This is a genomic window from Paenibacillus faecis (assembly GCF_008084145.1).
GTDB classification, from domain to species: Bacteria; Bacillota; Bacilli; order Paenibacillales; family Paenibacillaceae; genus Fontibacillus; species Fontibacillus faecis.
Map to the genome: position 1 here is coordinate 325,704 of NZ_VSDO01000002.1, position 12,735 is coordinate 338,438.

General features: G+C 54.4%; 11 protein-coding genes and 1 pseudogene. 7 read left to right on the plus strand and 5 right to left on the minus strand.

The features are described from left to right. Nucleotides 1-356 precede the first annotated feature (356 nt). From FRY98_RS09285 to FRY98_RS09300, 4 genes are all read right to left on the minus strand, one after another. On the minus strand, nt 357-1,484 hold the full coding sequence (locus FRY98_RS09285; protein ID WP_148452615.1) for a Gfo/Idh/MocA family protein: 1,128 nt from the start codon (nt 1,482-1,484) through the stop codon (nt 357-359). 18 nt (nt 1,485-1,502) lie between these two features. Beyond that, nucleotides 1,503-2,237, minus strand: coding sequence for a ThuA domain-containing protein (locus FRY98_RS09290; protein WP_148451490.1), 735 nt, complete (start codon nt 2,235-2,237; stop codon nt 1,503-1,505). A 50-nt stretch (nt 2,238-2,287) separates the two neighbouring features. After that, nucleotides 2,288-3,454, minus strand: coding sequence for a Gfo/Idh/MocA family protein (locus tag FRY98_RS09295; protein ID WP_148451491.1), 1,167 nt, complete (start codon nt 3,452-3,454; stop codon nt 2,288-2,290). 131 nt (nt 3,455-3,585) lie between these two features. Beyond that, nucleotides 3,586-4,413 (minus strand): AraC family transcriptional regulator, encoded by an 828-nt coding sequence (locus tag FRY98_RS09300; RefSeq protein ID WP_148451492.1) that lies wholly within the window; start codon nt 4,411-4,413, stop codon nt 3,586-3,588. A 192-nt stretch (nt 4,414-4,605) separates the two neighbouring features. Between FRY98_RS09300 and FRY98_RS09305 the strand changes: the two genes are divergently transcribed. From FRY98_RS09305 to FRY98_RS09325, 5 genes and pseudogenes are all read left to right on the plus strand, one after another. Then, on the plus strand, nt 4,606-5,652 hold the full coding sequence (locus FRY98_RS09305) for an ABC transporter ATP-binding protein (RefSeq protein WP_170287067.1): 1,047 nt from the start codon (nt 4,606-4,608) through the stop codon (nt 5,650-5,652). Nucleotides 5,653-5,658: 6 nt separating this feature from the next. Beyond that, on the plus strand, nt 5,659-6,450 hold the full coding sequence (locus FRY98_RS09310) for an ABC transporter permease (RefSeq protein ID WP_148451493.1): 792 nt from the start codon (nt 5,659-5,661) through the stop codon (nt 6,448-6,450). Between the two features lies 1 nt (nt 6,451). After that, nucleotides 6,452-7,261 carry an ABC transporter permease gene (locus FRY98_RS09315; RefSeq protein ID WP_249043377.1) on the plus strand — a complete coding sequence of 270 codons (810 nt, stop codon included), beginning with the start codon at nt 6,452-6,454 and terminating at the stop codon, nt 7,259-7,261. 257 nt (nt 7,262-7,518) lie between these two features. After that, complete coding sequence (locus tag FRY98_RS09320) at nt 7,519-8,208, plus strand: helix-turn-helix domain-containing protein (RefSeq protein ID WP_170287068.1); 690 nt, start codon at nt 7,519-7,521, stop codon at nt 8,206-8,208. Nucleotides 8,209-8,473: 265 nt separating this feature from the next. Continuing rightward, nucleotides 8,474-9,082 (plus strand): annotated as a pseudogene (locus FRY98_RS09325) (IS3 family transposase); the annotation flags it as partial. Between the two features lie 137 nt (nt 9,083-9,219). Here FRY98_RS09325 and FRY98_RS09330 read toward each other — a convergent pair. Further along, a complete protein-coding gene (locus FRY98_RS09330) occupies nt 9,220-10,506 on the minus strand; it encodes a Gfo/Idh/MocA family oxidoreductase (protein ID WP_148451496.1) in 1,287 nt (428 codons plus the stop codon). A 131-nt stretch (nt 10,507-10,637) separates the two neighbouring features. On the opposite strand from FRY98_RS09330, the gene FRY98_RS09335 reads away from it, so the two are divergent. Then, entirely contained in the window at nt 10,638-11,477 is an 840-nt protein-coding gene (locus tag FRY98_RS09335) for a helix-turn-helix transcriptional regulator (protein ID WP_148451497.1), read from the plus strand. 109 nt (nt 11,478-11,586) lie between these two features. After that, a complete protein-coding gene (ung, locus tag FRY98_RS09340; protein WP_148451498.1) occupies nt 11,587-12,255 on the plus strand; it encodes a uracil-DNA glycosylase in 669 nt (222 codons plus the stop codon). Nucleotides 12,256-12,735 lie beyond the last annotated feature (480 nt).

Sequence of the window (12,735 nt, forward strand, 5' to 3'; positions counted from 1 at the left end):
TGAGTCGGCGAGTGAGGTGAGTCGATAAGTCGGTAAGTCCGCGAGTCGGAAGTCCGAATTAGCTGGAAAAGTACCCGTTAATCTGGTGCGGAGTGAGTGCGAGAGTTAAAATAACTGGAAAATCTCCAGTTAATTTGTGCGTAAGCGGCCGATTTGCACGGATGAGGCGGAATTAGCTGGAACAATTCCAGGTAATAGAGCGAATAGCGAGCAGAGTTTCAAAATAACGGGAGAAAATCCCGTTAGTTAGGGCATTAATCATAGAGCGGGCATACCGAACAGGGCGTCCATGCGAAAAAAAGCCGCTGAGTAATTCAGCGGCTTTGGGTTGTCGCTAGGTTCCGCGCAACTCCGCGCTAGTCCAGCGTGTACGGGGGCAGCCCGGTCGGCAGCGCCGCGGGCCGCTCGCACCGGCTCTGCATCGCGTAGTAGCTGCCCGTGTCGGACGAGGCGTGGAACGCCCACATCGCCTCCAGCACATGGTAGGCCAGCTCGCCGCTGGCCCGGTGCGGCCGCCCCCGCAGGAGGGCGCTCGCCATATCGGCCGGGCCGATGCCGCGGCTGTTGGCCTCGTAGCCGGGCAGCAGCGGCTGCTCCGTCCACGCTTCCTCGCCGGTGCGCCGGTATTTTACCGGCCCGCCGAAGGTGTTCGGGTCCGGCACCAGCAAGGTGCCCTCGGTCCCGTGGATCTCGATCGGCGGAAGCGTGCTCCCGCCGAAAATATCAAAGCTCGTGATCAGGCTCGCAATCGCTCCGCCATGAAATTCCAGCGTGCCGGCTACATGCGTCGGCACCTCCACGGCGACCCGGGCCCCGCGCTTCTTCTCGCTCGTGATGGTACGCTCGGGCAGCGCTTTGCCGGTAATGCCGGCTACGCGGCGGATTGGCCCGAGCAGTTGCACGAGCGCGGTCAGGTAGTACGGTCCCATATCGAACATGGGACCGCCGCCCGGCGCATAGTAAAATTCCGGGTCGGGATGCCAGTGCTCATGTCCGCGGCTCATCATGAACGCCGTGGCCGAAACCGGGCGCCCGATCGCGCCTTCTTCGATGAGCGCCAGCGCGGTCTGAATGCCGGCACCGAAGAACGTCTCCGGCGCGCATCCGACCATCAGGCCCCGCTCCTTCGCGGCCTCAAGCACCCGCCGCCCGTCTTCCAGCGAAATGGCGAGCGGCTTCTCGACATAAACATGCTTGCCCGCTTCCAACGCCTGCAGGCTGACTTCGGCGTGCACGGCCGGGATCGTCAAGTTCAGTACAAGGCGGATTTCCGGATCGGCCAGCAGTTCCTCCGGCGTGTACACCCGGGGAATACCGTATGCGGCGGCTTGCTCCCGGGCGCGGTCCGGATTTAAGTCCGCGCACGCAACCAGGTCGAGAACGCTGAATTTTTGGCAGTTTTCCATATAAATGCCGCTGATTTTACCGCAGCCGATAATTCCCACTTTAATCTTGTCCGCGTTGTCGTTCGTCTCCAGGTTCATACTCAAATGATAGCCCTCCTATGCTCGATACTGGCTGTCGCCCATCCCGGTATAGCTTGCGCCTGCCGAAGAGCCGGCGCTTGAAAGGGCCAGCTTCTTGCCTTCGGCCGCCCACAGCAGTCCACGGGTCATCAGTTCCTTCACGGGAGGCAGCGCAACGATATCCGCATGGTGGCCAAGCGAGTTGTAATAGATGCGTCCGTATCCCCACCGTTTGGTCCATACGACCGGCATGTCGACCGCTTTGTTGAAGCGATGCGGACCGTCCACTACCGGGAACCGGGTTGTGGCCAGCACTTCGACGGCGGGGTCCACGTGAAGATAGTATTGCTCCGTCCGGACGACGAAATCGTCCATGCCGTCCACCAGCGGGCTGGAGCTCTGCTTGATCTCCACTTTGTACTCCACCCCGTCGTTTCCGGGATGCGCCACCCACTGGCCGCCAGTCATAAACTGCCAGTCCACGTTGTTGCGGAAGGAATCGCACATGCCGCCATGGCAGCCGGCGAGCCCGGTCCCGGCCTGGACGGCCGCGGACACGTTGTTCACCAGCTCCTGGGCGATGTCTCCCATCGTCCATACCGGGACGATCAAGTCCAGTCCCATCAGTTTCTCGGCATCGGCATAAGCTTCCAGCGTATCCGAGACTTCCACCTCGAACCGATGCTCCCGCAGGACGTCGGCGAAAATCGCCGCCACTTGCTCCGGCTCATGGCCGTCCCAGCCGCCCCATACAATCAGCGCTTTTTTCATGTTCTCCGTCTCCTTTGAACCGGATCAGACCGGTTCTCTAATATTAATCGCTACATTTCCGCAAGGCTGACCCAACGGCGTTCGAGAGCCGAGCGCTCCACCGCTTCCAGCACGGCCTGGCACTGCACGCCGTCCCTGAAGTTCGGTACCGGTTGACGCCCCTCGGAGATGGCCTGGGTGAGCTCCAGCACTTCATGGATGAAAGTATGTTCAAAGCCGATCGTGTGGCCCGGCGGCCACCAGGCCTCGGCGTACGGATGCGCCGGATCGGTAGCCAACACGCGCCGGAAGCCCTGCACGTCCTCTTCGTCGGAGGTAAAATAGACCTCCAGCTCATTCATCCGCTCAAAGTCAAACTTCACGCTGCCGAGGCTTCCGTTAATCTCAAAAGCGTTCGTGCTGCGATGCCCGGCCGCAAACCGTGTCGCCTCGAAGCTCCCCAGCGCCCCGTTCTCGAAACGGGCCAGAAACAGGGTGGCATCGTCCACGGTAACCGGACCTTTCGGCGCGTCTTTCCCCTTGGCGCCTTTGGCGCTGAGCCCTGTCATTTCTTCGGCCAGCGGACGTTCCTTGATGAAAGTTTCGCTCATCCCGATCACTTCGCGGATGCCGCCTACCAGGTAGTGGGCGAGGTCGATCAGGTGCGCCCCAAGGTCTCCGTGGGAGCCGGAGCCGGCGATATCCTTTTGCAGCCGCCAAACGAGCGGGAAATCCGGATCGAGAATCCAGTCCTGAAGGAACCAGGCCCGGAAGTGATAAATTTTCCCGAGCCGCCCGCTCTCGACGAGCTTCTTGGCCAGCTTGACCGCGGGAGAGAAACGGTAGTTGAAGCCGACCATGTGGCGTACACCGGCCTGTTCCGCCGCCTCCAGCATTTCGCGGGCATCGCTTAGTGTAAGCGCTAACGGTTTTTCGCAAAAAATATGTTTCCCCGCACGGGCCGCAGCCAGCGCGATTTCTTTATGCGCGTCGCTGGGAGCGTTGATATCGATCAAATCGACATCATCCCGGGCGACGAGCTCCTTCCAGTCGGTGACGTAAGCCTGCCAGCCCAATTGATCCGCCGCTTCGGCCACGGCTTTGCCGTTTCTTCCGCAAAGGACGGCCATTTCGGGTTTTACCGCTTGGGGGAAGAACATCGGGAGGGAACGATAGGCATTGCTGTGGGCTTTTCCCATAAACTTGTAACCGATCATACCTACACGCAATTGATTCATAACATTCCTCCATCACGGGTGATTTGGATCCTTCATAGCATATTCGGGATACCCCTATTATAAAAACCCGGCGGACGATTCTCTCGCCACTTTATGCTCAAGCACTGGCCAAAAATTGCACTTCGTCGCGTTCATTTCATCTCCTTGCGGAATTCGGAAGGAGCATGGCCCTGGAATTGCCGGTATACCCGGTTAAAGGTGCGGATGCTGCCGAACCCGCATTCCAGCGCGATTTCCGTGATGCTGGTTCCGCTGTTTTCCAGTTTTCGTTTGGCGCTGTGCACCCGAATCGTATTGAGAAACGTTTTGAAATTCATGCCTACGTTTTTTTTAAACATGCGACAAAAATAAGAGGGTCCCATTTTAAAATGAGACGATATCGTCTCGACGGACAAATCCTCAGGGTAGTGGTTCTCGATGTAGGACAGAATTTGCTGAATGCGTTCCCGCCCGGGGTCCGCCTCGTCCTGAGCCGACGGCAAGTCGGTGAATTCAAGCCGCCGCAGCAGTGTCCCGCACAGTTCGGACAAACTCGCCTGGATGAACAGTTCGTGGCCGGGCAGGGCGTCTCTTTTTTCGCGGAATATCCTCTCCAGGAGAGGACGTATTAACGGAGCAAGGTCCTGCTGACGTCCGCAAATGAACGGGGTGTCGAAACGGACGCCTGACGGCCACCCCCCGGCTTTGCCGATCATCTCCGGGTGAAAAATGACGATGTAGATCACGGAGCCAAGCCCCCGGCTGTCGTAATAGTGAATGTCGTTGCTGCCGATGACGGCCATGTCGCCTTGGCCCAGCAGCCGGCTTTCTTTATTGACTCCGACCCGGATTTTGCCCGATTTGACATACACGAACTCCACCTCGGCGTGAAAGTGGGGGTAAAAATCGAGATCCTTGGACCGGTGAATGACCATCGGCAGCCCTTGATCCAACTCCCAGTTTTGATAAAAAGAATTCATGGGTCCTCCTTTCCCGCAGCCGGGCGCGGCGGTTCTTTTGTCCACATCATATCGGGTAGCTGCGGAATTGTCTAATGCCGGCATGAAGCTTTAAAAAGTAGGGGATAGATTTACTAATTATTAGGGTAGGAAGGCGGGCGGATTTCCTTTATATTAGTAAAGAACTGGAAGCGGAAAGGAAGGGATGGCCACTTGAGTCTGATCGAAACGAAAGGCCTGCGGAAAGTGTTCCGGCAGGCGGTGAAAGAACCCGGATTGGCGGGGGCGGTCAAGCATTTGTTTACCCAGCGTTATCGGGACAAATCCGCGGTGGAAGGCATCGATCTCACGATCGAGGAGGGGGAAACCGTCGCTTATGTCGGACCGAACGGTGCGGGCAAGTCGACGACGATCAAAATGCTAAGCGGCGTGCTGGTGCCGTCCGGCGGGGAAATTCGGGTGGACGGGCTCGTCCCCCACAAGCAGCGGATGGAGAACGCCCAGCGCATCGGGGCGGTTTTCGGCCAACGCACCCAGCTATGGTGGGATATCCCGGTTCGCGAATCGCTCGGACTGCTCCGGGATATTTATCAGGTTCCGCCGGAAACGTTCAAAAGAAATATGGATGCGTTTACAGAATTGCTCGGGATGGAGGATTTTCTTCATTTATCCGCCCGCAAGCTGTCGCTCGGTCAGCGGATGAGGGCCGATTTGGCCGCGGCGCTGCTGCATGATCCCAAAATCGTTTATCTGGATGAGCCGACGATCGGTCTTGACGTGGCGGTGAAGCATCGGATTCGGGACTTTATTAAAGAAATGAACCGGAATAAAGGCACGACGATGCTTCTGACCACCCATGATCTCGGGGATATCGAAGATTTGTGCGAACGGCTCATTATTATCGACCAGGGCCGAATAATCTACGACGGCAAACTGCGGGAAGTCAAGGATGCTTTCGCAAGGGAACGAACGATACATATGCAGCTAAGCTCACCGATTCCGGAAGCGGAGAGCCTGTTCCGGGACCTCCCGGATGTCCGGGTCGTGAGGCCCGCGGAGGATCAAGGCGCCTCCTCTTTATCCGTCCGGTTCGACCGCTTCCGCTGCACGGCCAGCGATATTGTCAAGCGGCTGATGAACCGGGGGGAAGTCGTCGATTTCCGCATTGACGAGCCGAGCATCGAGGAGATCATCCGCCGCGTTTACGAAGGTCAACTGGACTCCGAGTCCTTGTTGTTGGCGGGAAGGGGGAGCGCCTGACCGGCTATGAAAAAATACGTTTCTCTGGCGCTCTGCTCCATGCAGAACACACTCGCTTACCGGCTTTCCTTTATATTGAACTTTGTGGCCAATTTTATCGGGCTGATCGCGATGTACTGTCTCTGGCAGGCCATCTATACCGGAAGGGCGGAACTGTCCGGCTTTACGTGGGGACAGATGCAGTCGTATCTTCTGATTACTTTTTTCGTCAACTCCATGCTGTCCTACTATTCCGAATCGAGCATCACCAACAAAATTATCGACGGCAGCGTCATGATGGACCTGCTGCGCCCCATTCAGTTTCAAAAAGCCCGGCTGGCGGAATCGCTCGGCTCCTGTGTATTGGAAGGCCTGTTGAGCTGTCTGCTGATCGGCCTGGCCGCCGTGTTCACCTTGGGGATTCAGCTCCCGAACGACGCGGCGACGCTGCTGTTGTTCCTGTTCAGCATGGCCTCGTCGATTCTGGTCAAGTTCGGCATCGTTTATTTGTCGGCGCTGCTCTGCTTCTGGACCACCAGCGGGTTCGGGATCTATTGGGCGAGAACGTCGATCACCAATCTGTTGTCCGGGGCGCTTGTGCCGCTGGCGTTCTTTCCTTCTTGGCTGCAATCCACGGCGATGCTGCTCCCGTTTCAGGGCATCGTCAACACGCCGGTGACGATCGGCCTCGGGATGACGGAGGGCATCGAGGCGCTGCGGTTGATCGGGATCCAGTGGGTCTGGATCGTTCTACTGTGGCTGCTCGGCAAGTGGATGTGGTCCGGGGCCGTCCGGCAAATCACGATTCATGGAGGGTAAGATGACCATCAAAAATTCACCACGGCGGATCCTGTATTTATACTGGCGTCTTTACAGCCAGCAATTGAAGGCGATGATGGAGTATTCCGCCGATTTTTACATTATGATCGGGGCGGCCGCCTTGACTCAAATTACCGGTTTTCTGTTTCTGTGGGTCGTTTTTTCCCGCATCCCGGACATTCAGGGCTGGGGGCTCTGGGAAATCGCTTTTATGTACGCGGCGATTTACGTGTCGGAGGGCTTCGGCTCGCTGTTTTTTGAAGGAACCTGGCGGATGCTTCGCCTGGTTAACCTGGGTGAACTGGATCGCTACCTCGTCCGGCCGGTGCCGATCGTTCTGCAGATTTTCTGCACGGGAATCGGCATGAACGGGCTCGGAAACATCGTGATCGGCGGGGCGATCATCGCGATGTCGCTGTCCCCCATCGATATCGTGTGGAACCTCCAGACCATTTTTATGGCGCTCCTGATGTTCGCATCCGCCATGACGATACGGGTCGCCATCAACCTGGCCGCGAATTGCTCGGCTTTTTGGATACGGAGCAGCGGCAACGCCTTTCCGATCATGATTCATAATCTTGGCGAATTCGCCAAGTATCCGATTACGATCTTTTCCATGGGCCTGCAACTGCTCATCTCCATTGTCGTCCCGTTTGCGTTCGTCAGCTTTTTTCCGGCGGCAGCGCTGTTCGGCAGGGAGCCCTGGAGCTGGTGGGGGTGGCTGAGTCCACTCGTGGCCGCCTACTTCGTCGGCCTGGCTTTGCTGATCCTGCGCATCGGTCTGCGGCGTTATGAGAGTGCGGGAAACTGAGGCCGGGTTTCGGAATATAAAGATGAGGGCCGCTTTTTATTTTGATCCAATCGTGGTATAGTTTGGTTAGAAGATACGAACAATGCAAAAGGAACCGTGCGGCTAACACGGTTCCGGATGCAATAGCCGCTTTTAAGGGCGGCGGCTTTACGGCTTGACAGTCAGAAATAGACCGCAACCTTTGGATGATATGCTCCCATCATAGTAGACAGTAGAAAAAACAAAACTCTACTTCTACCATGATGGGAGTTTTTGTAATGTCCAAAAGAAGCCCGATTTCATATGAAATTAAGATACAGGTTGTAAGACGTTGCCTGCAACATGAATCCAATCCTAACCACGAGGCAAAACAACTGGGGGTCCATAAAAACACGGTTACCGATTGGATAAGAAAATACAAAGAAGAGGGAGAAGAAGGATTAAGAGAATCCAGGGGATGGAAATCTTACTCCAAAGAGCTAAAACTATCCGCCATTCAAGATGTACTCTCTGGTAAACACTCTGTACGAGCGGCGGCGGAGAAGTACCATATTTCGAGTAAATCTGTGTTAGATAACTGGATTTCCAAGTATACTGAAGGGGTGAAAATAAATCCAACTTGGAAAAGGATTGAATCTCCTCATATGAATAAAGGACGGAAAACCACTTACGAAGAACGTGTTGAAATTGTACAATTTACCCTCGCTCATGATTTGAATTACCAGAAAGCCATCGACAAGTACGGTGTCTCTTACCAGCAAGTGTACGCCTGGGTTCGGAAATATCAAGCAAACGGTCATGAGACGTTAAAAGACCTCCGAGGTCGTAAAAAGCCACTAGAGGAGCTAGATGAACAGGAGAGACTAAAGCTTCGGATTAAGGAACTCGAAGCACGTAATGAGTACCTTGAAATGGAGAATGCACTCGCAAAAAAGTTGGCAGAGATCCGGCGAAGAAATACGCGCTAACCTTCGTTCGGCATGCAGACATCTATCAAGCGATTAAGGAACTACATGCCGAAGAGGGATATGCGATCACCAAGCTCTGTGAGCTTGCAGGAATCGCCCGATCTGCCTATTATAAGTGGCTGAAATGGATGCCATCCAGCAGGGAACTCGAAAATCTTGCACTAGCCAAGGAAGTCAAGTGTCACTATGACAAACGAAAAGGGATACTCGGTTATCGCCAAATGCGTATTCAGTTGAATCGTAAGCTGAAAAAAATTACAACCGTAAACGGTATAACCGCATCATGCGCGCCCTTGAATTAAGGGCAGTGATTCGCAAAAAACGGCCAAATTACGTGAAAGCTCCAGCCCTTCATATCGCCGAGAATGTCATGAACCGGAAATTCCAAGCGGATGCTCCCAACCAAAAGTGGTGTACCGATGTAACAGAGTTAAAGTACGGAACTGGCCGCAAGGCCTATCTGAGTGCCATTATTGACGGCTATGACAACTCTGTGGTGTCATGGGTGCTCAGCCATTCCAATAACAATAAGCTTGTCATGAATACGGTAAAGAAAGCTTATAAAAGAAACCCTAAGGCTACGCCGCTCTTGCACAGTGATCGTGGCTTTCAGTATACTTCGCTGGAATACAAACAACTTCAAAAGAGATACAAGTTTACAAAAAGTATGTCTCGTGTAAGCCGGTGTTTGGACAACCAACCCATTGAACGATTCTGGGGTACCTATAAAGCAGAAAGCTTTTATCTGGAGAAGTACGATACGTATGACAGTCTCCTTCGAAGTGTAAGAACTTATATCCATTATTACAATAATTTTCGATACACCGAACGACTAAACGGCTTATCCCCTAACGAATATCGACGAACAGCATAACTAAGAAAAATAATCCCCTCAGCTTTGATAACCGAGGGGATTGAACACTTATGATTTTGTTTTTTGGTCTGTCTACTTGACAGGGTGCACTTCAGGATGAGGGCGGTCTATTTCTTTTTGAGGTAGGTCGCTTAGTTTCAGCCTTTCCAAAGCTCGTCGATTTTGACCGGCTGTCCGGTTTGCATGGACCGGTTGGCGGCGATGCCGGTCATGATGGACAGGGCGCCGTCGATATGGGACGCGGCCCGGTTGAACCGATCGGGCTCGGCCTTGCCGAACAGGTCCCGAAGCAGGAGGGGGTCGCCTCCGCCGTGGCCGCCCGCGCTTTGTTCAATGTTTACCCGATACGGCTCGCTGAAATGAGGATAAACGATCATTTGGATGCCCCCGAGCGCGCCCTCGTTCTCCTTTTTCCCGCCGGAGTTGACATAGGATTGCTCCGTAACGCGCACCTCCAGGCGTCCGAGCGTTCCGTTAAATACAACGATAAATCCCTCCCACGGCATGTAGGCGTTGAGCGAGTAATTCATAACGGCTTTATTTTTATATTTCACCATGACGCTCATCGTATCCTCAATGCTGATATTGTCGCCGAAAACGCTCTGATCGCGCTGGTATCCGTCTTCATGCTCGGCTTCGAGGTACATTCGCTTCAAATGCTCGTTCCGGTCCAAATGCAGGGCGAAAGGATCGTTCTCGGCGGCCGGACTTCCGTAGGCACGCTGGTAGAATTGCGTGATTCCCCGTTGTTCGGCGTTTTCCTTCCCGTAAAATCTCAAGTCCCCCATCGCGAAAACCGTATCGGGCTTTGTAGCGAGCCAAAAGTTCATCAAGACGAAATGGTGGGTCGATTTATGGACGAGCAAGCCTCCGCTGTTGCGTTTATCGCGATGCCACCTGCGAAAATAGTCGGCTCCATGCTCCGTATTCAGCAGCCACTCGAAGTTGACGGACATCACCTCGCCAATCGTCCCGTCCATGATCAATTCCCGAATCTTCGTGTTATGCGGCGCGTACCGGTAATTGAACGTCACGCGCAATTGCCGGCCCGTTCGCTCGATCGCGTCGAATATATCCAGGCATTTTTCCGCATCGACGGTCATGGGTTTTTCCGTGATCACATCACAGCCCAGCTCCATAGCACGGATGATGTATTTATGATGGGTGCGGTCAATCGTACAAACGAGGACGACGTCCGGTTTCCGCTCCCGGATCATCAAATCGAAGTGCTCCGCCTTATAGGTTGGAACAGGGGAATAATCGTACTTGTCTCTCAACAGCTCGTTCGCATAATTCATACGCGTTTGGTTGACGTCGCAGACGGCGACCAGTTCCGTAGTTTCCTTATAAGCCGTTGCCAGCGCGCTGTAAAAGAATTCCGCTCTACCGCCGACCCCCACGATCGCGTATCTCTTTTTTCCCAAGACCATCCCTCCATTTACATGAACTTGGATCTATCATATAGTATTTAAAATGCAAATTTCTAAACATTTCCTGCTTATTCGGTCAAAAAGTATGCCTATTTTATCCTATGCGGACGCGGAGGATGACACGGATGGTACATGTGCCGATGTTAAGTGTTGAAAAAATGAAACGTACCGGTTCGTTCGATATGGACTTCAGCCATATGCACGATACTTATGAAATCTATTACTTGCTATCGGGAGAAAGGTTCTATTACATCCATGACCGGGTCTACGCTCTTCAGGCGGGAGACGTCGTGTTCATTCATAAGAATCAGCTTCATCGGACAACCAGCAAGGGCCGGAACCCGCACGAACGGATTCTGATCAACTTCGATGATGCTTCGGTTCGGCCTTTCGTCGAGATGGGACCCGGACAGCTTCCTTTGTTTGGGGGCGAAAGTTATTTGCTGCGGCCGAGTGTCCAGGAACAAGGGCGGATCGCCGATTTGCTGTTTTTGATGCTGCGGGAAGAAAAGGAAGGGCAGCTTTGGCGCATGCCGTACCTTCAAACGTTGCTGATCCAACTGCTCATCCTGCTCAGCCGGATTCGGGAGGGAAAGGCGGAGCCGGTAAAGCCGGAGTTTACGGAGCCGCAGCAGCGGGTATACCGGATCGTCGAATATTTGAACGGGCACTACGCCGGGCCGCTTAGGCTCGAGGAAATCGCGGAGCGCTTTTTTATCAGCACCACTTATTTGTGCCGGATTTTCAAGCAGACAACCGGGTTTACCGTGGTCGAATATTTAACTTACGTGCGGGTTCGCGAGGCGCAGGCCCTATTGGTCCGGACGGATTGGAAAATTACGAAAATCGCCGAGGAGGCGGGATTTGACAGTATCGCTCATTTTGGCAGGGTATTTAAAAAGATTACCGGCCGCTCTCCGCTGCAATACCGCAAGCAGAAAAAGGCTGAGCCGGCTAACGCATAGGCTTCGACCTAAGCCTCGGGAGTGGGTCCGGCCCGTTTGTGTTTGCTAGATTCAGCCGGCTTCGCTAGAATTAAATACTAGAGAGGTTCAACGGGAGGTTGGAAACGACATGTTCGGTAATGATTGGGATGAAGTTTTGCAGGAAGAAGTGCAGAAGCCATATTTTCAGGATTTAAGATACACCTTGGCCAGGGAGTACAAGCAGCATACGGTCTATCCGCCCAAAGAGCTGCTTTTCTCGGCGCTGAAGCTGACGCCTTATGAGCGGACGAGAGTGGTGATCCTTGGCCAGGATCCTTACCATGGACCGGGGCAAGCGCACGGGCTCAGCTTTTCGGTGATGCCGGGGGTTCGCATCCCGCCTTCGCTGCAAAACATTTATAAAGAGTTGGAATCCGATCTCGGGATTTCGGCTCCGAATCACGGATATTTGCTGCATTGGGCGGAGCAGGGCGTGTTGATGCTGAACGCCGTGCTCACGGTGCGCGAGGGGCAGCCCAATTCGCACAAAGGCCTCGGCTGGGAACGGTTCACGGACGCGATCATGATGAAGCTGAATGAGCGTCTTGAACCGCTCGTGTTTATTCTCTGGGGGAGCTATGCCCAGCAGAAAGGCGCCTTTATCGACCGCCGCCGCCACAAGGTCATTCGCTCCCCGCATCCGAGTCCGCTTTCCGCGCATCGCGGTTTTTTGGGCAGCCGCCCGTTTTCGCAGACCAACGACTTTCTGCGGGAACAAGGCTTGGGGCCGATCGATTGGGCTTTACCGGATCTGTAAAATGCCGATAGCGTCGGCAGTTTAATTAGACCGCTGTCTTTATCAAGCGCGCCCCGCTTGTTAGGCATCATCCAACAGTTGGAGGCGCAGTTTCAATGCAGGCGGCGGTCTATTTTGGTAAGCATCCGGGTTTGTCGGGGGATGCGGCCACAAACGGAAGCCGGCCCTTCGGCGCTGCTTAGGCAGCGTGGGCTAAAGGAGGCTAATGGGGGCTGACAGGGGCTAACTGAGGCTAACGGAAATAATAGCGGCTATTTTGCGATAAATGGCGGTTTCGGAAATCTAACGGAAATAATAGCGGCTATTAGCGTCCTCCGCCCCTAAAAGGGCGGGGATTTTGCGAAATAGGCGCTACTGTGTCCGTTAGAATGGCAAGCCGGCCTAAAAGTGCAAAATAGGCGCTACTGCGTCCGTTAGAAATCCGGCGGCGGGGCGCGGGGTCTCAACCGGATCCCGGCACTCCCGCGCTTCTTAAGCAGT

What these genes read in the sequence shown, in the direction of transcription:
- ung (WP_148451498.1), top strand. Translation starts at nt 11,587, where the DNA reads ATGTTCGGTAATGATTGGGATGAAGTTTTGCAGGAAGAAGTGCAGAAG.
- FRY98_RS09290 (WP_148451490.1), bottom strand. Translation starts at nt 2,237, where the DNA reads ATGAAAAAAGCGCTGATTGTATGGGGCGGCTGGGACGGCCATGAGCCG.
- FRY98_RS09335 (WP_148451497.1), top strand. Translation starts at nt 10,638, where the DNA reads ATGGTACATGTGCCGATGTTAAGTGTTGAAAAAATGAAACGTACCGGT.
- FRY98_RS09320 (WP_170287068.1), top strand. Translation starts at nt 7,519, where the DNA reads ATGTCCAAAAGAAGCCCGATTTCATATGAAATTAAGATACAGGTTGTA.
- FRY98_RS09310 (WP_148451493.1), top strand. Translation starts at nt 5,659, where the DNA reads ATGAAAAAATACGTTTCTCTGGCGCTCTGCTCCATGCAGAACACACTC.
- FRY98_RS09315 (WP_249043377.1), top strand. Translation starts at nt 6,452, where the DNA reads ATGACCATCAAAAATTCACCACGGCGGATCCTGTATTTATACTGGCGT.
- FRY98_RS09285 (WP_148452615.1), bottom strand. Translation starts at nt 1,484, where the DNA reads ATGAACCTGGAGACGAACGACAACGCGGACAAGATTAAAGTGGGAATT.
- FRY98_RS09300 (WP_148451492.1), bottom strand. Translation starts at nt 4,413, where the DNA reads ATGAATTCTTTTTATCAAAACTGGGAGTTGGATCAAGGGCTGCCGATG.
- FRY98_RS09295 (WP_148451491.1), bottom strand. Translation starts at nt 3,454, where the DNA reads ATGAATCAATTGCGTGTAGGTATGATCGGTTACAAGTTTATGGGAAAA.